This is a genomic window from Planococcus donghaensis MPA1U2, assembly GCF_000189395.1.
In the GTDB taxonomy this organism is placed as follows: Bacteria; Bacillota; Bacilli; order Bacillales_A; family Planococcaceae; genus Planococcus; species Planococcus donghaensis_B.
This window is the reverse complement of record NZ_AEPB01000037.1, coordinates 1-22,715: the sequence shown is the minus strand read 5'-3', so window position 1 is coordinate 22,715 and position 22,715 is coordinate 1. Positions and strand designations below refer to the sequence as shown.

The window sequence follows — 22,715 nt, the reverse complement described above, 5'->3', positions numbered from 1 at the left end:
AATTTAAGGTCTTTTAAAACCTTCACCCAATACTTCAGAGGCATCCGACACAATAACAAATGCCGCAGGATCAATAAACTTCACCAATTGCTTGAGTCGTGAAAATTCTGTTTGAGGAATAACGACCATTAATAGAGGCTTTTCTGTTCCAGAGTAGCCACCTGTTGCAGCCAATTCTGTGACGCCGCGATCGACTTCCTCGTAGATGGCATCTCGAATTTCTTTTTGTTTCGTCGTGATAATATAAACCAGTTTTGATTGACCAAAACCGACTTGAACAAGGTCAATCGTTTTTGTTGTAACGTATAAACCAATTAATGCATAAAGTCCCTTTTCAATATCAAAAACCAATGCTGCGCTTAAAACGATAAAGCCATCAATCAATGCAACGCTTGTCCCTAATGTTAAGCCTGTAAACTTAGTGATAATTTGTGCGGCTAAATCTGTTCCGCCTGTTGATGCTTTCCCACGAAATACGATGCCGAGTCCAAGTCCCACCATGATCCCGCCGAATAACGCGCCAAGCAGGGGATCCCGTGTCCAAGGCTCCCACGATTCCGTCAAAAATACGACAAAAGGAAGAAAGACAGTTCCTACAGCTGTTTTGATTCCAAAGTTTTTTCCAAGTAAAATTAAGCCCGCAATAAATAATGGAATATTAAATGCCCATTGAACAAATGCTGGTCTCCAGTCAAGCACACTTTTTAAGATTGTACTAATCCCGCTTACGCCTCCGGAAGCAACTTCGTTTGGCAAGAGCAGGACGTTAAAAGAGATGGCCACTATCGCTGATCCAATAATAACACTGGCATAATCAATGAAAAATGTCAGCATTGGGTGTGGATCTCTACGAATACGTCGATTTTTTTTCGTCATCTATTTTCTTCCTCTTTTCTTCTGTTGGAGTAAGCCCTGTCAGAGTATACCAAACGCTTTAGACTTTGTGAACTTCATCAGGATAAAGCACAAACATAAAAACGGTCCAAAAGCATATGCGCTTTCGGACCGTTTTGCGTAACGTAACAGCTCGTTTTCTTATTCCATTTTAGAGCGTAATAAAGAATTAATGAAACCATCAATGTCGCCATCCATAACTGCGCCTAGATTACCTGTTTCAAAGTTAGTGCGGTGATCCTTAACCATTGAATAAGGATGGAAAACATAAGAACGAATTTGGCTTCCCCAGCCAATTTCTTTTTGTTCTCCGCGAATTTCAAGAAGACGCGCTTCTTCTTCTTCAATTTTCAATGCATATAATTTTGCTTTTAACATTTGCATCGCTTTTTCACGGTTTTTTATCTGTGAACGTTCTTGTTGGCATGTTACGACTGCCCCAGTTGGTGCATGCGTAATTCGAACAGCAGAATCTGTTGTATTGATATGCTGTCCACCTGCTCCACTTGCACGATACGTATCAATTTTCAAATCCTCAGTACGAATATCGATTTCAATTTCGCCGGTAAATTCCGGCATAACTTCACATGAAACAAACGAAGTATGTCGACGACCAGAAGAATCAAAAGGAGAAATCCGAACTAAACGATGAACACCTTTTTCGGCTTTTAAATAGCCATAGGCATTATGACCACGAATTCCAAGTGTTACCGATTTAACACCAGCTTCATCTCCTGCTAAGTAATCCAAAGTTTCAACTTTAAATCCACGTTTTTCTGCCCAACGCGTGTACATACGTAGTAACATCGAACACCAGTCTTGAGACTCTGTACCACCTGCGCCTGGATGCAATTCTAAAATTGCATTGTTTTTATCGTATGGTTCACTTAATAACATGGTTAGTTCGTAATCTGCTAAGTCTGAAATGAATTGCTTCATGTCTTTATCGACATCTTCATGCAAATCTTCGTCGTCTTCTTCTCTTAACAACTCTAAAGACATTTCCATGTTTTCTTGTGTTTCCATAAAACTATAGTAAGCATTTACAACTTCTTTTAATCCATTTAATTCTGAAATAACCGTTTGAGCGGTTTCTTGGTTGTTCCAAAAATCAGGATCAAGCATCATTTCATCTAATTCTTGTATGCGGGACTCTTTGTTTTCTAAGTCAAAGAGACCCCCTAAAGTCCGCCAGTTTATTGGCTGATTTGTCGAGCTCGTTACGGATGTCTGCTAATTCCATCATATGTTCCTCCTCAAAATAACACCGAAGAGCAAATGCTCTTCGGTCTTTTCACACTTTCTTATGAAGCTGTCCCGTGGCAATTTTTATACTTCTTGCCGCTACCGCATGGACATAGGTCGTTTCTTCCAACTTCCATTTCCTTGCGGACAGGTGCTTTTTTCTGCTTAGGCGCCGGTCCGTCTTCTTTCGGGTTAACGGCCTGACCTTTTGCAACTTCCTCACGTTCAAGGTTATTTCGAATTTCAGCTTTCATCGAATATTTTGCAACATCTTCTTCAATAGCTTCAACCATTGCTTCGAACATGGCAAAACCTTCGCTTTGGTATTCACGAAGCGGATCATTTTGTCCATAAGCTCGCAAGTGAATTCCTTGACGCAATTGATCCATCGCATCAATATGATCAATCCATTTCGTATCAATCGAACGAAGTAATACTACCTTCTCGAATTCACGCATCCGGATTGGTGTCATTTCTTGTTCTTTTTCATCATAACGCACCGTTACAGTTTCTTTAATAAACGCAATCAACTCTTCTTGAGATTTCCCTTGAAGGTCAGCTTCCGTTACTGTGTCTTCTGGCAGAAGATTTGCTGCGATCAATTCAGCAAGAGTTTTCAAGTGCCAATTTTCTTGTTTTTCATCTGCCGTATGCGTATAGACCATACGTTCAATTGAGTTGTTAATCATGTTTTCAACTAATGCACGCATATTATCTGTTTCTAACACTTCCATACGCTCTTTGTAGATAATTTCACGTTGCTGACGAAGAACGTCATCATATTGTAGCAAACGTTTCCGAGCATCAAAGTTATTACCTTCTACTCGTTTTTGCGCGGATTCAACAGAACGAGTAACCATTTTTGATTGCAACGGTTGTGAATCGTCCATGCCCAATTTGCCCATCATAGTGCGCATAGCGTCTGAACCAAAGCGACGCATTAAATCATCTTCAAGAGATAGATAAAATTGCGTAACACCCGGGTCTCCTTGACGTCCTGAACGTCCACGTAACTGATTATCAATACGTCTCGACTCGTGACGCTCTGTACCGATAACTGCTAGACCCCCGGCTTCAATCACACCTTCACCTAGTTTAATATCGGTACCCCGTCCAGCCATGTTGGTTGCAATGGTTACAGCACCTTTTTGACCAGCATTTAAAATAATTTCTGCTTCATGCGCATGGTTTTTCGCATTTAATACAGAATGTTTAATGCCTTTTTTTGTCAAATATTCAGAAATGACTTCTGAAGTTTCAATCGCAACGGTACCGACTAAAACTGGTTGACCTTTCGCATGACGAGCCGCAATATCATCACCAACTGCTTTGTATTTCCCAGCAGTTGTCGAATAAATTAAATCGACATGGTCTTCACGAATAATCGGTTTATTTGTCGGAATCACAATAACATACATATTGTAAATATTACGGAATTCTTCTTCCTCAGTTTTTGCCGTACCAGTCATACCCGATAGTTTATCGTACATACGGAAAAAGTTTTGGAACGTAATCGTTGCCATCGTCATCGATTCGTTTTGGATTTCTAAGCCTTCTTTAGCTTCGATTGCTTGGTGAAGACCATCAGAATAACGACGACCTTTCATTAAGCGTCCAGTAAACTGATCGACAATAACAACTTCTCCGTCTTGTACAATGTAATCTACGTCTTTACTCATTGTAACGTATGCTTTTAACGATTGATTGATCGTGTGATTTAAACGAACATGGCTAATATCAAAAAGGTTATCAATGCCAAATGCTTTTTCTACTTTTTCGATACCATCTTCTGTTAAGACAACACCTTTAGTCGTTTCATCGTACGTGTAATCTGTATCTTTTGTCAGCAAACGCGCGAATGCATTCGACTGTTGATACAACTGAGCAGCTTTTGCAGCTTGTCCAGAAATAATAAGCGGTGTACGCGCTTCATCGATTAAAATAGAATCGACTTCATCAATAACGGCATAATTTAATGGACGCTGTACCATATCTTCTTTGTAAAGCACCATATTATCCCGTAAATAATCAAAGCCCAATTCATTATTTGTACTATATGTTACGTCAGCTTGATAAGCTGCACGCTTTTCTTCTTTCGTCAAACTATTTAAGTTTAATCCAACTGTTAATCCGAGCCATTCATACAGTTGACCCATCTCTAAAGCATCACGGCTAGCCAAGTATTCGTTGACCGTTACAACATGAACGCCTTTTTTACTGATAGCATTTAAATAAACAGCTAAAGTAGAGGTTAATGTTTTACCTTCACCTGTTTTCATTTCTGAAATATTCCCTTCGTGAAGTGAAACTGCACCCATAATTTGTACTCGGAATGGATACATGCCAAGCACGCGCTTAGCTGCTTCACGAATCGTAGCAAAAGCTTCTGGCAATAAATCATTTAATGATTCGCCTTTAGCATGTCTTTCTACAAATTCCTCTGTTTTCGCTTTTAATGCCTCATCTGTTAACGCTGCAAAATCCGCTGCTAAAGCTTCAACTCGATCGGCCGTTTTTTCTAATCGTTTTAAGTCCCGTTTATTCGGGTCAAATACTTTATTTAATACTCCCAACATATCTATACCGCTCCTTGCGCAAGTGTCCACCGGTAATTCAATACCGGGTGATCGCTTTAGCTTTTATAGTGTTCTACCAAGCCTTACTATTTATAAACATACTTTATCCAAATCAAACAGTTCTAAAAAATTCTCACTATTCATTTTAACACTGCGTAGAAATCGGTGCAAATAATGGAGCAATTTCTAACTTTGAACAGCGGCGGTTTATCGCTTTATAAAAGCGTTTAATAGACAAAAAGAAAGCCTCTCGATTAGAGAGGCTTTCTTAAACTAGACTAAATACTATTCTTATTTTATTGTGCAGAAGTTTCGATTAATCCGTAACTTCCATCTTTACGTTTGTAGACAATGTTTGTTTCGTTCGATTCTGCATCTGTGAAGACGAAGAATGAATGGCCAAGCATGTTCATCTGTAGAACCGCTTCTTCTTCATCCATTGGTTTTAAATCGAATTGTTTTGTGCGAACGATTGTAAAATCTTCTTCGTCTGAATCTGAATCACTTTGGTGACGCGTGTCATTTTCAGCAACTGCAAACGAAACTCCCATTCCATCTCGATCGCGGAATTTGCGATTTACTTTTGTTTTGTATTTACGAATTTGACGTTCTAATTTGCTAACGATTAAATCTATAGCTGCGTACAGATCATCATGACGTTCCTCTGCACGTAATGTTAGATTTTTCATAGGTATTGTAACTTCTACTTTTGTTTGGCTATGGTTATATGTTTTTAAATTGACCATCGCGGTAGCATTTGCTCCGTCTGTGAAGTATCTTTCAATTTTTTCTATTTTCTTTTCGATATGGTCTCGTATTGCGGGAGTTACCTCGATATTTTCGCCTCTAATGTTGAATTGCAACATATTAACTCCTCCTTCTATTGTGCTATCTATACAATTCTATACTTTCCCTCAACTCTCCTTCTTAAAACAAAAAAAGTTTTAAAAACATTTTTGAAGGTAAACTAAAAGAATAAGGAGATGAAGCAAATGTTCACTAATAAAACCATTATCGTAACAGGAGCATCACACGGAATCGGCAAAAGTATCGCTACACATTTCGCAACTGAAGGGGCTCGTGTGATTGGTCTAGACATTCAAACAGTCGAAATTGAAGGGGTAGAATATCGCAAATGTGATGTTGGCAACTTTGAAGAGGTCATTTCGGTATTTAAACAAATTCATGAAGATCACGGGGCTATCCATGCGCTAATCAATAATGCAGGTATCTCAAAATTCAAATCTATTTGGGAAGTAGACGAGACAGAATGGGACCTTGTATTAAATACTAATTTAAAGAGCGTCTTTATATGTAGTAGAGAAGCAGCTCGTTATATGACGGAAGATATCCGTTCAATTGTCAACATGACTTCCACGCGGGCATTTATGTCAGAACCTCATACTGAAACCTATTCGGCATCAAAAGGGGGAATTTATGCGCTGACTCATTCGTTAGCAGCGACGTTCAGTGAACAAGGAATTCGCGTCAATTCAATAGCGCCAGGATGGATTCACACCGGCGAACCTGAAGACCTACGAGATATTGACCATCAACAGCATTGGAGTGGCCGCGTGGGTGAGCCTGCAGATGTTGCCCGTGCCTGCTTATTTTTAACCAACCCTCAAAATTCATTTATTACTGGAGAGTGCTTAAACATCGATGGTGGCATGACCAGAAAAATGATTTACGAGCACTAAAGAAAAGCAAAAGCAGCCGTTAAGCTCCGACTGGCGTAAAACTCAGTTAAAAACAACAAAAAACCCGGCCAAAGCCGGGTTTAAGCTTGTAGACAAAACAGTTATTATGTTAGTTAACGAATGAATATTCATCTTTTCCTATATACTGGATCCTTCGCTCCATGCGGACGCTTTCCGCGGACGAAGCGCTGAGCCTCCTCGTCGCAAGCTCCTGCGGGGTCTCATCACTCCGTTTTTCCGCAGGAAAGTCAATGACCGAAGGGACTTCGGGCAGTGGCTTTGCGACGAAGCTAGCGCAGCGATGCAGGAGCATATCTTTGCCCTTCGCCGCATTGCGCTTCGGATCCTTGTGTGATTATTCATTAATTCTCTTGAAAAGTGGAATTACTGGTTACTCTTTCTAATTAGAGCTATATGCTAACAACCGTTCTGGCCACGAAGACTCCTATGGGACAGCGAAAGCTGAAGACCCCGCAGGAACGCAAGTGACGAGGAGGCTGAAGCTGAGCCCATGGAAAGCGCAGTGGCTGGAACGGTTGTGGTTATACACAACTATATATTTTCAATAGACTTTGTCTACAGTCTGAAACCCGGCCAAAGCCGGGTTTTTTAATGCAATTCTACTTCCTTCAATTCTCTTATTTCCGTGGAAATGAGTAATTCCTTTACCGGATTGCGCTCAAAATCCACGCCGTATAGCCAGCCTTCCTCATACTGCTGTCTCCAAACAATTTTGGCATCTGCAGTAATTGTCTCGTGATTTAAGACAAATTTCAAACCGACAATTTCTTCTGCTACCTTTAATTCTTTTTCAGAAAAAATTTTGGCTCCTTTCGGAGAAATATCGAGTAATAAGCAATAAATCGTTAAGTTCCCCGTTGAATCTATTAATTTTAACTTAATTTCTGGTGGTGCTCCAAATGTATACCGAAAGCTTTCGGATCGTTTATAAAACATGATGATCACTCCTCGTCTCTTCTATTGTAAGTTAATCATTAAGCACGTATAAGCGTTACAACTTTAATTTCTTTAGCACCTTTTTCTTTTAACACTTTAGCAGCTAAACGAAGTGTGGAGCCAGTTGTATACAAATCATCAAATAATAACACTTTTTCCGGCACAGGTTTTCCATTCCACCAAAAGACATCTTGTAACGCAGTTCTTTCAGCTTTTGACTTCCCACCCAACCCTACCTCGTTTTTTCCAAGAAGATGTATATAAGGAATTCCAGCAGCATCAAGTAATCGATCGACTTGAGCAAACGTTCGTTTTTTCAGCTTTTCTTCATTCATGGGTATAGGGACAATTACTGATTTTTCATTTCTTAATGTTTCTTGTAATACTTTTACAAATACTTCTGAAAGAATGACATCCTGTAAAAATTTATAGCGATGCAAGTATTCTTTCATGGCGGGGTTATAACGATATAAACTTCTGCCAGAGTTAATTAGCCCTGCGTACTCAGTGTTTTCCCATTTACAACAATCGAGACATTTCTCGTCGCCTACTGCGCTGCAAATTGGACATCCTATCTTTATCCGCTCAAACTCGGTTTGACAACGCAAACAAACAACGTCTCCTTGTTCATTAAAAAAAATACTTCTCCATGTGACTTGTAGTGTCATAACTCGATCGCACAAATAACAATTCATTCTATAATCCCCCATTGTAGGAAATAATCATTTTTTTGGCTTTGTCCATTTGACGTGTGATGCCATTATGAAAAAAGATGATTTCGCCATCTGGGTACTCACTTGACCTACCTACTCGTCCGGAGATTTGAATTAGAGCAGCTGCGTCAAAAATGGATTGGTCTGCACCAATTACCGCAACTTGCACGTTGGGAACTGTTATTCCACGTTCTAAGATTGTTGAAGTCAAAACTCCTGGAATATCTCCTCGTCGCAGTTTCATAACTTTTTCTTTTCGCTTTTCATCTTGTGAATGCACCGCTTCAATGGCTGGGTATTTATGTTTGAATAAAACAATTGCTTGTTCGATTAATTCAATCGTTGGGAAAAATAGCAGAAACGGTTCGTGCTTTTCTATTTTTTGATCTACCCAATCAACTAATTTTTTAGGAATCTGGTCTTTCGCAAATACTTTTTCATACCCCCACAAAGATTGGAATGTGGGAATTGGTAATGGGTGCCCATGAAACCGCTTAAATATTTGTGATACTTGAGAGACTTGCTTTAAGAGTAATTTTGAAGGTGTTGCTGAAACGTAAACAGTTGGCGCATCTTTTTTCTTCGCTTTGTCAACAGCTCTTTTTAATGCAAGGTCATAAGAGTAAGGAAACGCATCTGCCTCGTCGACGATCATGACATCAAAAGCATTTTCAAAACGATACAATTGATGAGTGGTCGCAATTACTAGCTGTGCAAATCCATTCTCTTCGGGCGCATTTCCATACAAACTGTGGATTACTGTATTTGGAAACGCCGCCCGTAGCCTTGGAGTTAACTCTAATACTACGTCTGTTCGAGGAGCAGCCAGACAAACACGCAGCCCTTTATTTAATGCTTCAAAGATAGGAGAAAATAATAATTCTGTTTTACCAGCTCCACATACTGCATAAATAAGATGATCCTTTTTTTGTGAAATGCTTTTTTGGACTTCTTGTGAGGCTCTTTGTTGTAGGGGAGTTAAGTTGCCAGTCCAATTAAATGAGTGGCTTTGAAGAGGTAGTGGTGTAGGAAGCGACCATGTAATTAATTCTGTACAAGAACTGATGCGCCCCATTTTGATACAATGTCTACAGTAATAACAGATTTTCTGACACGCATCACAGTAAAAAGGAATTATTTTTTCAGGAGATTTTTCAAGACATCTTGTACATTGTTTACCATCTACTATTCCGAGACGAACCGTAATCGATCCATTTAATATTGCCTGATTTACTTGTTCGTTCGAAAATGGGATGAACTGTCTGAGCCATATTCTGCCCGTTAAAAACTCTTCTAATTGCGTCATCTGTAACCACCTTTCGATTGAGAAAAAGCCTCAGCAGGTTTTATTTTTCTACCCAACCAAGACCCATTGCTCCTTCTCCTAAATGCGTACCAATAACTGGTCCGAAACTAGAAATTTCAAAATCCACTAGTGGGCAAGTCATTTCCAATTCTTTTTGCCACTGTTTTGCTTCTTCGAGCCGATTTGCGTGAATAATTGTGGATTTTAGCTTTTTGTCTCCTTTACTTGCATCCTTTAATAAATCCACAATGCGATTCATTGCTTTTTTGCGCGTCCGAATTTTTTCAAATGGCACAATGACTTTGTTTTCAAAGTGCAAGATTGGTTTGATTTGCAACATGCCCCCGACTAAAGCTTGAGCACTGGACAAGCGTCCTCCACGTTGCAAGTGTTTTAAATCTTCAACCATGAAATAAGCGCGCAATGTTTTTTTCATTTCGTGCAGTTGGGCTAAAATCGCTTGAGCATCTGCTCCATCACTGGCCATCTCGGCAGCTTTTACTGCATAAAATCCTTGCAATGCACAAGTAAGCTCCGAATCAAATGAATAAATTTTTACGCCATCTACCATTTCAGCTGCCTGGATGGAGCCTGCATAGGTTCCACTAATACCGCTTGATAAATGAATCGAAACAACTTCATCGTGATGAGCTGAAAGTTGGTCGTATAATTCCACGAACTCTCCTATAGGTGGCTGTGAAGTTTTCGGGAATTCCTCTTTAGCTTTTTGATAAAAATCTTCTGCAGTCAATTCCGCCTCTTTAAAAGACGTAGTTCCAAAAGTGACTTCTAACGAAACCATATGAATGTCGAGCCTTTCCAAGGTTTCGGTCGGTAAATAAGACGTGCTATCTGTTACAATTGCTGTTTTCATAAATAAATCAGCCTCCTCTGCTAGTTTATCAAAATTCGACATAAAAAAGACAAAAATAAAAAGACTAAACAAAAAAATTCCCGCAATGTGCGAGAATTTTAATTATTGGTTGCCTACTAGATGAACCCCGCTTACTTTCCATTCGCCGTTTTCTTTTTTGAAAATGACTACTTGACGAGCTGTTTGCTCGACAGCATCATTAGAATTTGCAGCTTTCATCTTTACATTAAGTGAAGCAAAAACTTCTGCACGATTTTCTTCGTATTTCACAATCGTCTCATCGCTTGTTTCATATACGCTATCATACGCTTCAAAAGCTTGAACTAAAGCAGCTTTATCTTCTTCACGATCAAATCCATCAGGGTCTTGTGCAATGGTGCTCATGTATCGATCAATGTCTTCAGAGTTGAATGCCGCTATATACTCTTTATAAGCAGCCAATAATTGTCTAGCCGGTTCTTTAGGTACATCCGCTGCTATAATATTGCCTTGTTCATCTACTGTAAATCCAATATCCTCTGTTTTTTCTTCTTTTTCTTCAATCCCATGGTTAACCGCATTGTTTTCGCTAGTGGCATTGCCATCTTCGACCGTATTTTCATTAACTGAAGGTTCTTCAGAATTTGAACAGGCAGCTAGTGTCAAAATAAGACCTGCCATTATAATCATTTTTTTCATCATGCATTCCTCCTGCGCTTCATTTTGCCATAGGGGGAGAGTGAATACAATGAAGAAACTGTGTCATCTGTCAAAACAGAATTTTTTTCAGATTTGCGATACACTAGTATGTAGAAATAAAGGAGGCGCTCACATGGAAAAAAGAGATGCACGACAAATTTTAGAACAAAAAATGAAAGAAACGCGTCCCCAGTGGAGCCGTAAACAACCTGCTCGACCAAAGAAATACAAATCGAGTATGCAGAAAGTAGAGAATTACGTTGTTTTGGATTTTGAAACCACAGGGTTGCGTCCAGGAAACGATAAAATAATCCAAATTGGTGCTGTAAAATACGTGAATCACGAACGTGAAGAAACGATGTACTTGATGGTCAACCCGCAACGCTCAATTTCAAATACCATCACACGGATTACAGGAATCACAAATAAAGATGTAGAAAATGCTCCTGTTATTGAAGACATCGCCCATGACCTAATTACGTTTATCGGGGATCTGCCAATTATTGCGCATAATGCACCTTTTGATATGGGCTTTCTTTATGCACTTGAAGACATCACACCAATTCCCGAATATACCGTAATCGACACAGTAAAATTGGCGAGAAAAGCAATTACTCAAACACCTAATCACAAATTAACAACCTTAACCGCCTTCTTAAAGCTAGAACACGACGCCCACGATGCATTAGGCGATTGCTTAGCAACAGCAGCCATCTACCAATACTGCTACGACCGGTTATAAGAAAATCGGAAGCAGCCGTGTAGCTCCGACGGGCATAAGAAACTTCGGCGAAGCAGCATCTTTTCAGCCGCATAGCTGGAGGGGCTTATGACCCGAGGAGCTGGGCACCGGAGTCTAGACAATGAAAAGCGGAAGCAGCCAGCAAAAAAAATGAGGAATCTGCTATAATGCAGATTCCTCATTTTTTCATTATCTTACTTCAACCCAACCATTTTTAATAGCAGTTACAACTGCTTGTGTACGGTCATTTACTTGCATTTTCTGCAAGATACTTGATACGTGGTTTTTAACTGTTTTTTCAGAGATAAACAAAGTTTCGCCAATTACACGATTGCTTTGGCCGTCTGTTAATAACTGAAGAACTTCGCTTTCACGTTTTGTTAACAGATGATACGGACGGCGAATTTCCGTTTGATGGAAAGAGCCTTTATTTTCACGTTCACTTAAACGACGGAATTCCATTACTAAGTTGCGTGTAACTTTAGGGTGTAAATAAGACCCACCTTTTGCTACCACTTTAATCGCTTGAATAATCGCATCTGCATCCATTTCTTTTAACATATAACCTAAAGCACCGGTTTTAAGCGCGTGAGTCACATATGATTCATCATCGTGAATAGACAGCATAATGACTTTTGCATCAGGAAATTGAGCAATCAACTCGGCTGTTGCTTCCACACCATTTTTTTGCGGCATATTAATATCCATTAATACCACATCTGGTCTATTTTCTTCATATAACTTAATAACTTCTCCACCGTCGCCACCTTCAGCAACGACTTCAAACGAACTTTCAAAATCTAAAATTCTTTTTACACCTTCACGGAATAGTTGGTGATCATCAATGATAATTATTTTTGTCATTATGTCGTCCTCCTCGAATACCCTATCTTACATACCCTTTTTAAAAGGTATATGAAACATTAACATTGTTCCGTTACCAGGTGAGGAATTGATAATCAAGTTGCCTTCGACTAATTCAATCCGTTCTCTCATTCCTGTTAACCCAAACGATTGATTTTTCACAATCCCTTGATCGAAACCTATACCATTATCTGTAACCATAATTTGCACTTGGTTCTTCAACCATTTCATTTCTACTGTGATATCACTTGATTTGCCGTGGCGGATTGCGTTTGATATTCCTTCTTGTACAAGACGAAAAATAGTTGTTTCATAATTATTCGGCAACCGTTCTTCTTTTCCGCTTGAAAGAAACTTCAATCCAACCCCTTTATTGTATTCTTCAATTGTATCCATGTACTTTTTTAAAGTAGGAACTAGTCCGAGATCATCAAGTGTCATTGGACGTAAATCATAAATGATTCTTCTCACTTCGGTAAGTGCCTGCCTAACCATTTCTTTTAACGATGTAATTTCTTGAAAAGCAGGTTCAGGACCTTTTTCACGATACGTTCTTTCTATCAAATCTGAACGAAGCAGAACGTTCGCCATCATTTGAGCAGGTCCATCATGAATTTCTCGTGATAAACGCTTTCTTTCTTCCTCTTGCACCTCAATAATTCGGAGGCTATAATCTTGAATTGTCTTATTCTTATCGATCGCTTCGTCAACATCTTCGTAATCTGAAACCAAATAACTGCTAGCGACATTTATTTGATTGACTAGGCTTTCAGCTCGTTCAATCGTCTGAAGTAAAACTTGAAGCCGTCGCTGCAACTTGTCCCGTCGTTGACGACATTTCTTCTCTTCGTTGCGATTGACAGATAATTCTACTTGAAGGTCATTTGCCTGTTCGTATACTTGACGAACTTCGCTTTCAGTAAAAGAACTAAAAAATTGAGATACTTCCGCTAAACGCCTTCTTGCTGCACGCGTTTTTTCTTCTAAAAGATCTCCAGCTTCAATAATCGTTGAAATTTCCACACGGACATCTTCTAATTCATTTTTCATCTCTTCATAACTTTGGCGACTTTCTTCACTAATGACGAAAATATCTTGTTTTGCCTGTTCCATCCCATCTAACATTGCATTAAAAATAGAATCAGGTATGTTTCCACCGATTTTCTTTGCCATTTCAAACCCGCCTTAGCTATACTGACTGTGTCTAGGTATAAGTCTTGCTTCTTTATACCTTGTCGGTTGTAATTAGTATATCACTATATACGCAAGTCAATGTTAAATATACATTACAAATTATCTGATTTCATTTTACAACAGGAGGAGTTAAATTGCGAGAAAATTACACAACTGTAGGCGATTTTGGCAGTGCAGAAATACTTATCCAAAAATCTAGGTTCATTGGACATGCTGCACGGGCAGAAACTGAACAACAAGCTATTGAGTTTATCGATTCGATTAAACTCCTTCATAAAACAGCTACTCACAATTGTTCAGCTTACCTGATTGGAGAGCATGACTCAATTCAAAAAGCGAATGATGACGGTGAACCAAGTGGAACGGCTGGATTTCCTATGCTCGAAGTTTTAAAAAAACAAGGCTTGAAAGATACTGTTGTGGTGGTCACTCGTTATTACGGAGGGATAAAGTTAGGCAGTGGTGGACTAATACGAGCATACGGAAAAGCGGTTTCGGCCGCACTTACAAACGCTGGAATTGTTGATAGAAGATTACATTATTTAATGAAAACTTCTATTGATTATACATGGCTTGGAAAATTAGAGAATGAAATACGCCAATCGCCATTTCCACTAGATCACCTAGAATATACTGAAGGTGTAGACATGTATATTCATGTTCCTGTTGAAAAAGAGACGGAATTTATTGAATGGATAAATGGCCTGACAAACGGCCAAGCTCATATAAGTATTGTGGACAGTCAGTTTCTTGAATTTAATCTACTTTAAATTCTTTTCATTTACGCATGCTAGAAATCACTGTATAATATCAAAAGCACAGAAAAATGAAACATTCGCTATCCAAATTTTTTACAAGTACAAGCAGTATTTATCATAAAGATTGGATTGATCCGAACTAATTACTCGGTTGGCCCATAATCCATAGAGGAGCAATACACATGAACCGAAAATATTATCGGAAAACCAAAAATGACACGAAGCGAACCATTCTCGTAATAATTGCCACTTTAGCCGTTTCCCTGCTTATTTGTGTTTCAGCATATGGAATATACTTAATTAAAAAAGCAGAAAGCGCTGTAGATACTGCCTATGAACCCGCTGGTAACCTAAATGAAAATATTGAACCACTTACTGATAATATTTCCATTCTATTTATAGGTGTGGATGATAGCGCAGAGCGGAATCAAAGTAATAACAATATTCGTTCCGATGCATTAGTTCTCGCTACTTTAAACAACGAAGATAAATCAATTAAACTCGTGAGCATTCCGCGAGACACCTATACTTTTATTCCTGATAGCGGAAAAGAAGATAAAATTACTCACGCTTATGCTTATAACGGGCCAAGTTCTACTATTGAGAGTGTGGAAAACTTATTAGAAGTTCCAGTAGATTATTATCTTCGCATGAATTTCGATGCATTTATCGAAGTGATTGATGCTCTCGGAGGAATTAAGGTTGAAGTACCGTATGATATTATCGAACAAGACGAAAATGATTCACAAAATGCCATTGAATTAAAAGAAGGAATTCAATTCCTTAACGGTAGTGAAGCTCTTGCACTTGCAAGAACTCGTCATTACGATAACGATATCGAACGTGGGAAACGCCAACAAATGATATTAGAATCGATTATGAATAGAGCAGTATCAGCTGGTTCTATTACTAAATACGGAGACGTATTTGAAGCAGTCGGTGATAACATGAAAACAGATTTGACTTTCAAAAACATAAGTTCATTGTTTGAATACGCTAAAAATGGTAAGCCCGATGTCGAAACAATCACTCTTGATGGGTATGATGACATGTCTACTGGAATTTACTATTACAAACTTAAAGAAGAATCATTACTAGAAATACAAGATATTTTGCAAAGTCACCTTGGATTAAAAGCTGATACATCTAATTTGACTCAAATGGAATCAGACTTAGAGCTTGCTGACTTCCCAATAGAAGAAAGCGAAACACCACAGTAAAAGCTGTGGTGTTTTTTTCTAACGAAAATACTTCCTACTAAAACTAAATGCTATTTTCCATCAAAAAAAGAGTGAGTTTGAAGCATATGCTTCAAACTCACTCTTTTCACTTCCCAATTAGTCGAACTAAATTTAATAACGGACGATAATTTTTCCCTGCCAAGCCAACTACCTCTACGAAAAGTTCAATCGCTAATAACATTACGCTAAGTAGCAATATACCTCCCCATAACGTTGATTGAGAGAACAAAAGAGCTGCTAAGCCAAACAAAGCCGCAATTCCGTAGATGATTAACACTGTCTGACTATGCGAAAAACCAATGTTCAATAAGCAATGGTGTAAATGGGATTTATCAGCTTCCGAAATCGATTTTTTCTCGCGAACACGACGAACAATCGCAAAAAATGTATCTGAAATCGGTACACCTAGCATAATAATAGGGATGATTAACGCTACAACTGTAACGTTTTTAAAGCCCATTAAAGCCAATACTGAAATCATGAACCCTAAAAATAATGCACCCGTATCACCCATAAAAATTTTGGCGGGATGGAAATTGTAAACTAAAAATCCTGATGTACTGGCGGCTAATAGTGCGGCCATTGACATAACATACACATCGCCCATTATAAAAGCCATAGCTGCTAACGTTAGTAAAGCAACAGTTGACACACCAGCTGCTAATCCATCAAGACCATCAATTAAGTTAATAGCGTTGGTAATCCCAACAATCCATAAAATTGTCAACGGAATACTGAAATAGCCAAAATCCAAGACGCCTCCGAAAGGTAAGTTAATGAAAGAAATTTCAAGGCCACCACCAACGACAACAATTCCAGCAGCAACTAGCTGCCCAATTAATTTCGCTTTGGCACTGATTTCGTACATATCATCAAGTACACCCGTAATAATAATCAATAAAGCACCTAAAATAATCGCTGTCTCAATCGGTATAAACGAAGCTTCAATAGCATTAGAAATTGGATCTTGAGGTTTTAATATAAAATATGCGATTAAAAATGACCCCAAAAATGGCCAATCCGCCTAAACGCGGCATAATTCTCGCATGAACTTTTCGATAATTTGGTCGGTCGACTGCACCTACGCGAAAGGCAATGCGTTTAACAACCGGTGTTAGCACAATCGAAGCGATAAATGCCAAGACCATCATGAGGTATAGCATGTCTTCCCTCCTTATAATAACTTTTCCACATACTTATTCTTTGATATTATAGCATGACTATTCAAGAAATAAAGAAAAACCTGCTTATACGCTATGGTTTCCTTTTGCATTCTTTACATACAGGACGTTCATCTATTTTATAAAGTTTCTACCCTTTCCTCTTTTTCCTAAACAAATTTACTGCTACTTCTCTCAAAAGAGTTGCACTCTTTACTATCTTATTCCCAATAATGCAAACGACGCAATATTACCTATATATATTTTATTTTCGTAAGTAATTTTAATTACTTTACGATAAATATGTGATATATTAAGTAGACAATAACAATATTTTCATTATTCGATTAGGGGTGCAAGCCGAATGGATGACACGCTTCAAAATTATTCACTGAAAAAGGTGTGGACACCTTGGGATGAAGCTGCTGTATTGAAAATGGATTATCAAACCCGCGCAGATCTTGCGAAGACCATTAACTGTGAAGGATTACTTGTTGACTTGTCTATGGATCAGCATGCTGAAGTAAGGTCGGGTGTTGCTACAAACATTCATACTCCTCTTTGCACTTTAACAAGACTAAGTAATGAAGATTTATGCATTACGGTGAAAGGTGCCGCTAAGCAAACTTTAATAAGCCTTCAATTAGCATCAAAATAATTTTTTTGATGTTTAGTTTCTACATCAGATGGTTATTGTAGTAACAGCTACAAAAATTGAAGGAGGAATCATTAATGAGTGATAATAACGGTTTTTCAGACAAACTAAAAGGTGCTGTGAACAAAGGCAAAGGCGAGATTAAAGATCAAGCTGGAAATGCTACGAATGACACAGACAAACAAGCTGAGGGTAAAATGGATAAAGCAAAAGGGAACGTCCAAGATAAAATTGGAGATTTCAAAAATAATAATGAAAAATAATAAAAGTCCAGCTTAGCAGCTGGGCTTTTATTTATGTTTTTTAAAGTTTTCAAATATTTAATCACTCTGTTATAATAAGTACCCGTGTATACATGTTATTTTCGGAGGAGCTTATGATGAATAAGAATGCGCTTACAAAAATAGATATTTTAACTTTAGGACTCATGCTTTTCGCCCTATTTCTAGGTGCTGGGAACATCATCTTCCCCCCTTATTTAGGACAACTTGCTGGTGATCAACTAATCTTAGCCATCTTCGGCTTTTTATTAACGGGCGTCGGTCTCCCTTTGCTCGGCATTTTAGCTATTGCTAAAGCTGGTGGAGATTTACAGTCAATTGCAGGGCGTGTCCATCCCGTTTTCGGAATCATTTTCACATTGATTGTTTATTTAGCAATTGGACCTTTCTTCGGAATACCACGTACAGCAACAGTGGCCTACGAAATTGGAGCGGCTCCTTTTTTGCCAGCAACCTTTACTGAATCATATTGGCCTTTAATTATTTTCACACTTATTTTCTTTACAGTCACTGTTTTATTTGCGATGAATCCGACAAAACTTGTGGATCGCATCGGTAAAATTTTAACTCCTCTGTTAATAGTTGTTATTGGAATGTTAGCTATTAAAAGTTTTATAACACCCATGGGTTCTATAAACTTCCCTGTCGGAAATTATGACACTGAAGCTTTTTTCGAAAGCTTTTTGCAAGGTTATCTTACTATGGATGCTATTGCTGCTTTAGTATTCGGGATTGTCATCATTCAATCCATCCGAAGTAAAGGCATTACAGACACTCGAGTTATTTTAAAGACAACAGCATATGCTGGATTTATAGCTGCTATTGGTTTATCTACCGTTTACTTATCTTTAAGTTATATTGGCGCAACGAGTGTCGAAGCGATTGGTCTACAAGACAATGGTGGTATCATCATCGCTATGGCGTCTCGAATACTTTATGGTGAAATTGGAGGAATTATTTTATCGATTGCAATTACTTTTGCCTGTTTAACTACTTCTATTGGACTGGTATCTGCTACTTCACAGTTTTCGCATAAAATTTTCCCTAAGATCTCCTATATGAGCTATGTTTTGTTTTTTGCTATCTTCTCTGCGTTCATAGCGAATATTGGATTAACTCAACTAATTGCAATTTCACTCCCCGTATTGCTAGCTATATATCCCGTCGCTATTGTTTTAGTGGTTTTATCTTTTTTTGATCGGAGTTTTTACCGAAAACCTTTTGTTTATATACTCGCATTATCCACGACAGCAATTATTAGCATATTCGATGCTTTACGTTCATCAGGTATTGCTTTTGAGCAAGTTGATTCTATCTTTAGTCTTCTACCGCTTTTTGAGCAAGGCATTGGCTGGGTATTACCTGCTGCAATTGCCACATCAATCGGCATCATAATCGCTCGAACTACAAAAAAGAAAAACTAAAAGAGCGTCCCCGATATATTCGGGGACGCTCTTCATTGTTTAGAATAATCTTGGTGTTGGTGGAGTCGTATTATCAGAGTCTCTTTTATGTTTTACATCACGGTATTCATCGGGATTAGTTCTTTGCTCATTACCGGTTTCTTCCACATCTCTACCAAATGGAGCAGGTCCTAAGTTTGGATCGACTCCGGGCGAAGGTTCATCCTCTCTAAGATTCACACCTTTTTCACGCAATAATTCATCTTTATTATCACCATTTTGAAGACCCGGTTCATGCTCCATATCTTTGCGTTGTCCTGCACGCTCTTCCTTATTTAATCCACCGGTAGGATGAATTTCATCGCCTTTTAATCGAGAATCTTGGAAACGATCATGTTCAGCAGCACGCGCATGTTGATCTTCTCTAGACACTTCGCGAGCATAAATTTCATCTGAGGCATGTTGTTTTTCTTGATGGCGAGAAACAGCATGTGAATCCGCAGTTCCTGCAGTTTCCGCTTCTAAATCCATTGGTGCATTCGAATCATCTAAAGAAGAAAAATGCTCATCTTCAGGTGTCGCTGCGTCTCCATCTGTATATAAAAGAACCGCTCCTTTTTCAATTGCACGTTCGTAATCATCCGTTCTTTCTTTGCTTAAATTAAAACGATCTAATTCCTTTCTGACTATGTCTTTCCCAGATATAAATGATTTAAAACGATTTGAAAAGGAATTTGCTTGATCAGCAGAAACACCAGATTTACCAGCAGACTCTATAATTTCTTTGTCATTTGCCAGTACATGAATATCCCTTTTTTGATATCCTTTAGCCTTTAATACTTGTAACATCTCTTCCATTTCTGATTTGCTATAAACGATTTCGAACTCTTGGTTTCCTGATTTCATTGTATTGTACCTCCTGTGTACTAGATTACTTTTACTTACCCTCTCCATCTTGCCACTAAAACCTATCTATTGAACCCGCTCTATTCCTAAAACTTAAACGATAACATTTTATTTGTATTTCTTATCATTTTGACTATGCTTTTCAGCTTCACTAGAGCCACCTCTAGTTTTTTGAATTTCTGGTTTTTCTTCTGTTGTAAAAGAATTGTGATGTTCATCTTTTATTAGCGTTGCATCTTGCATGAACGTTTCTCCCCGTTCAAAACGATCTTCTTGTTCATCAAAATTATTATCTACCGAATTGATAAATTGATGTCTCTGCTTTTCATTAGGATCTTCTGGCTTTACTCCATCTTCATTGCTCGAGATGTCATCAAGAATTGTTTTATGATCTTCATCTTCGTATATAAGGATTCCGCCTTTTGCAAGGTCACTTGTGTAACGTGCTGTTTCTTCTTCCGAAAGATTCAGTGATTTTACTCCTGCACGAACTCCACTGTCACCAGAAATAAACCCTTTAAATTTATCAGTAAATGTATCAACCTCTGTACCTTCGACAGAAATGTTCTCAAAATGCTTTGTGTCTTTAGCCATAATGTGAAGATCTTTTTCTTTGTATCCAGAAGCCTTTAAGTCATTAATTTTTTCCAGTAAATCATTTTCTGAAAATACCACTGCTAGAACATTATTGTGTGAGCTCATATAAAAAACCTCCATAAATTTAGTAGACCATTATATTCTCTCTTTACCCATTACTAAACATTTCTTAACGTGATTCAATATGAGTTTCTTTATAAGGAACAAATAACTATGCAAAGACAAAGAAAACAGGAATATTATACGAATTTCATTAAATTCCAACAATAACCAATTCGAAATACCTAATAAAATGTCTAATTTGGAATTTTTTTATTTTACAATTGTTGGAGTAAGCATATTTTCCCTTTTTTTCAAATTCGCCTATTTCTAAAATAAAAAAGCAGTCTATTTTGAAAATTGATGATATCATAGATGAAAGATGTAAAAAAAAGCGAAATATAGGATGTGGAGGCGGCTATTATCGTACTTGGCGATCTATTTTCTTCTTACTTTTCGGATGGTCCGAGGAAGACGGAAAACAATTCTCCTACATGGCTGACAGAAGTACTGCCCTTACAGAAGGAAAGGAGAGCAGTAATGGACACGGGAATGCGTTTAAAATACCATCGTTTGAAACAAAAAATTAGTTTAGAAGAATTCTCCTCTGGCATACTGTCTCCCAGAGAGCTGAAAAAAATTGAAAGTGGCGTTAAAGATCCAGAATTAAAAGAACTCGAAGCTATGTGCAAAAAATTGGCTATACCTTTAGCACCTAAAGACAATCCAATCGGAAAAGTTCTCGTAAAGAACTTTAAAAACTCTTTGTTGCACCCTCAAAACAAAGCAGAAATCATGGAGCAGTACAATGATATTCAAGGACATCCTTTATTGCACGCTGATGAAGATGTCGAGTTGGAATATTGTATTCAACAAATTAGGTATTATATTATCACTGGAGATTTGGATAGTGCTGAAGAAAAGATCAAAGAAATGGAACGCTTTAGAGAGTTTATGAGTCAGGAACAGTTTTACTTGTTTCACAAGTACAACGGTAACTACAATTACATTCTCAATGATTACGAAAAAGCTTTGAAAACTTATTTGGTTGCGGAAAAAATCGCGCCGAACACTATCTCTGCTTCAGAGCTTGGTGATCTTTATTATTCAATCGGAATTTCTAGCACGAAATGCCGAGAAACAGAAAAAGCTTTCAAGTATACAGAAATGGCATTAAAAATTTATCAACAAGAGTTTATTCCAAAGCGTATTGTGGAATGCCATTTGAATATCGCAATTACGCATCAGCATTTTGGCAATTTCAAAATGTCGATGGATCATTATAAAAATGCTTTGACCATTGGCAATAAGTTAGAAATTGATATTCTGAGATTTACTACAGAATTTAATTTAGGCTATTCGTATTTCTTGTTCCAAAATTATAACCAATCTATTATTCATATTGAAAATTCACTAAAATACATTCATCCAGAATATACTGCTGATCTTTTACTTAGTTATTGTATTTTAATTAAATGTCAATATGAAGTAGGTAACTATGATGCTGCAAGAGAATGGCTTCACAAAGGCATGGGAATTGTTGAAAATAAAAAGCTGAATATCAACTCACCCACTAACCATATATTTAAAGAAGCATATATTGAATTTATCTGTTTAGTGCATCTTCTAGAAGAGAATTTCGAGGACTTCGAAGATTACGTGCTAAATCAATTGATTCCTAGCCTTGAAGCTTCAGATAATTATTTTGAAAAAGGATATTATTTCGGGCATTTGGGTAAGTTGTATTATGAACAAGAACGTTACAAAGAATCAGCTGAAACTTTGAACAAAGCAAAAGAATCTTATAAGAAGATTAATACACTATTTGGGGAGTGAATGTTATGAAAAAAGGTATCACTATTTTATTTTTCTCAGTTTTAGCAATCAGCAGTTTATCTCTTGGTAATAATTTAAATCCTGAAAATGAAGTTG

The 22,715-nt window shown here is 37.9% G+C and carries 21 protein-coding genes and 1 pseudogene; 8 read left to right on the top strand and 14 right to left on the bottom strand.

What is annotated here, in order from left to right; all coding sequences use genetic code 11:
- Positions 1 to 3: 3 nt before the first annotated feature.
- The 4 genes from GPDM_RS10920 to hpf all read right to left on the bottom strand — a co-directional run bounded on the left by GPDM_RS10920 (position 4) and on the right by hpf (position 5,581).
- Positions 4 to 834: a YitT family protein gene (locus GPDM_RS10920; RefSeq protein WP_407918607.1), complete on the bottom strand. Its 831-nt coding sequence runs from the start codon at positions 832 to 834 to the stop codon at positions 4 to 6.
- A 201-nt stretch (positions 835 to 1,035) separates the two neighbouring features.
- A protein-coding gene (gene prfB, locus GPDM_RS10915) for a peptide chain release factor 2 (RefSeq protein WP_100069894.1) occupies positions 1,036 to 2,137 on the bottom strand; the annotation gives its coding sequence in 2 pieces (ribosomal slippage) (positions 1,036 to 2,064 and positions 2,066 to 2,137; 1,101 coding nt in all).
- Positions 2,138 to 2,198: 61 nt separating this feature from the next.
- Positions 2,199 to 4,715 carry a preprotein translocase subunit SecA gene (gene secA / locus GPDM_RS10910; RefSeq protein ID WP_008431360.1) on the bottom strand — a complete coding sequence of 839 codons (2,517 nt, stop codon included), beginning with the start codon at positions 4,713 to 4,715 and terminating at the stop codon, positions 2,199 to 2,201.
- 296 nt (positions 4,716 to 5,011) lie between these two features.
- Positions 5,012 to 5,581: a ribosome hibernation-promoting factor, HPF/YfiA family gene (gene hpf / locus GPDM_RS10905; RefSeq protein ID WP_008431359.1), complete on the bottom strand. Its 570-nt coding sequence runs from the start codon at positions 5,579 to 5,581 to the stop codon at positions 5,012 to 5,014.
- A gap of 126 nt (positions 5,582 to 5,707) precedes the next feature.
- On the opposite strand from hpf, the gene GPDM_RS10900 reads away from it, so the two are divergent.
- Positions 5,708 to 6,415, top strand: a complete 708-nt coding sequence (locus GPDM_RS10900; RefSeq protein WP_008431357.1) for an SDR family NAD(P)-dependent oxidoreductase — start codon at positions 5,708 to 5,710, stop codon at positions 6,413 to 6,415.
- A 609-nt stretch (positions 6,416 to 7,024) separates the two neighbouring features.
- On the opposite strand, the gene GPDM_RS10890 is transcribed toward GPDM_RS10900, so the two are convergent.
- The 5 genes from GPDM_RS10890 to GPDM_RS10870 form a co-directional block, all read right to left on the bottom strand.
- The gene (locus GPDM_RS10890; protein ID WP_008431354.1) at positions 7,025 to 7,372 is read right to left on the bottom strand and encodes a PilZ domain-containing protein; all 348 of its coding nucleotides are present in this window, start codon (positions 7,370 to 7,372) and stop codon (positions 7,025 to 7,027) included.
- Between the two features lie 38 nt (positions 7,373 to 7,410).
- Entirely contained in the window at positions 7,411 to 8,067 is a 657-nt protein-coding gene (locus GPDM_RS16880) for a ComF family protein (RefSeq protein ID WP_237704154.1), read from the bottom strand.
- 1 nt (position 8,068) lies between these two features.
- Complete coding sequence (locus tag GPDM_RS10880; protein WP_008431352.1) at positions 8,069 to 9,391, bottom strand: ATP-dependent helicase ComFA; 1,323 nt, start codon at positions 9,389 to 9,391, stop codon at positions 8,069 to 8,071.
- A gap of 40 nt (positions 9,392 to 9,431) precedes the next feature.
- Positions 9,432 to 10,265 carry a DegV family protein gene (locus tag GPDM_RS10875; RefSeq protein ID WP_008431351.1) on the bottom strand — a complete coding sequence of 278 codons (834 nt, stop codon included), beginning with the start codon at positions 10,263 to 10,265 and terminating at the stop codon, positions 9,432 to 9,434.
- A gap of 102 nt (positions 10,266 to 10,367) precedes the next feature.
- Entirely contained in the window at positions 10,368 to 10,943 is a 576-nt protein-coding gene (locus GPDM_RS10870) for a nuclear transport factor 2 family protein (RefSeq protein ID WP_008431350.1), read from the bottom strand.
- Between the two features lie 133 nt (positions 10,944 to 11,076).
- Between GPDM_RS10870 and GPDM_RS10865 the strand changes: the two genes are divergently transcribed.
- Entirely contained in the window at positions 11,077 to 11,685 is a 609-nt protein-coding gene (locus GPDM_RS10865; RefSeq protein ID WP_008431349.1) for a 3'-5' exonuclease, read from the top strand.
- Positions 11,686 to 11,874: 189 nt separating this feature from the next.
- Here the strand turns inward: GPDM_RS10865 and GPDM_RS10860 are convergent, their stop codons facing one another.
- Both GPDM_RS10860 and GPDM_RS10855 read right to left on the bottom strand, forming a co-directional pair.
- Positions 11,875 to 12,549 (bottom strand): response regulator transcription factor, encoded by a 675-nt coding sequence (locus tag GPDM_RS10860; protein WP_008431348.1) that lies wholly within the window; start codon positions 12,547 to 12,549, stop codon positions 11,875 to 11,877.
- Positions 12,550 to 12,576: 27 nt separating this feature from the next.
- On the bottom strand, positions 12,577 to 13,722 hold the full coding sequence (locus GPDM_RS10855; protein ID WP_008431347.1) for a sensor histidine kinase: 1,146 nt from the start codon (positions 13,720 to 13,722) through the stop codon (positions 12,577 to 12,579).
- A 155-nt stretch (positions 13,723 to 13,877) separates the two neighbouring features.
- Here GPDM_RS10855 and GPDM_RS10850 point away from each other — a divergent pair, with 155 nt between their 5' ends.
- Entirely contained in the window at positions 13,878 to 14,513 is a 636-nt protein-coding gene (locus tag GPDM_RS10850) for a YigZ family protein (protein ID WP_008431346.1), read from the top strand.
- A gap of 170 nt (positions 14,514 to 14,683) precedes the next feature.
- Entirely contained in the window at positions 14,684 to 15,721 is a 1,038-nt protein-coding gene (locus GPDM_RS10845; RefSeq protein WP_008431345.1) for an LCP family protein, read from the top strand.
- 106 nt (positions 15,722 to 15,827) lie between these two features.
- Here the strand turns inward: GPDM_RS10845 and GPDM_RS10840 are convergent.
- Positions 15,828 to 16,905: pseudogene (locus GPDM_RS10840) on the bottom strand (glycosyltransferase family 4 protein).
- A 361-nt stretch (positions 16,906 to 17,266) separates the two neighbouring features.
- Here GPDM_RS10840 and GPDM_RS10835 point away from each other — a divergent pair.
- From GPDM_RS10835 to brnQ, 3 genes are all read left to right on the top strand, one after another.
- Positions 17,267 to 17,560: a hypothetical protein gene (locus GPDM_RS10835; protein ID WP_008431344.1), complete on the top strand. Its 294-nt coding sequence runs from the start codon at positions 17,267 to 17,269 to the stop codon at positions 17,558 to 17,560.
- Between the two features lie 74 nt (positions 17,561 to 17,634).
- Positions 17,635 to 17,820 carry a CsbD family protein gene (locus tag GPDM_RS10830; RefSeq protein ID WP_008431343.1) on the top strand — a complete coding sequence of 62 codons (186 nt, stop codon included), beginning with the start codon at positions 17,635 to 17,637 and terminating at the stop codon, positions 17,818 to 17,820.
- 116 nt (positions 17,821 to 17,936) lie between these two features.
- Complete coding sequence (gene brnQ / locus GPDM_RS10825; RefSeq protein ID WP_008431342.1) at positions 17,937 to 19,262, top strand: branched-chain amino acid transport system II carrier protein; 1,326 nt, start codon at positions 17,937 to 17,939, stop codon at positions 19,260 to 19,262.
- A gap of 39 nt (positions 19,263 to 19,301) precedes the next feature.
- Here brnQ and GPDM_RS10820 read toward each other — a convergent pair whose 3' ends face one another.
- Complete coding sequence (locus GPDM_RS10820; protein WP_008431340.1) at positions 19,302 to 20,147, bottom strand: general stress protein; 846 nt, start codon at positions 20,145 to 20,147, stop codon at positions 19,302 to 19,304.
- A gap of 108 nt (positions 20,148 to 20,255) precedes the next feature.
- Positions 20,256 to 20,849, bottom strand: coding sequence for a YflT domain-containing protein (locus tag GPDM_RS10815; protein ID WP_008431338.1), 594 nt, complete (start codon positions 20,847 to 20,849; stop codon positions 20,256 to 20,258).
- Positions 20,850 to 21,323: 474 nt separating this feature from the next.
- Between GPDM_RS10815 and GPDM_RS10810 the strand changes: the two genes are divergently transcribed.
- Positions 21,324 to 22,619 (top strand): helix-turn-helix domain-containing protein, encoded by a 1,296-nt coding sequence (locus GPDM_RS10810; protein WP_008431336.1) that lies wholly within the window; start codon positions 21,324 to 21,326, stop codon positions 22,617 to 22,619.
- Positions 22,620 to 22,715 lie beyond the last annotated feature (96 nt).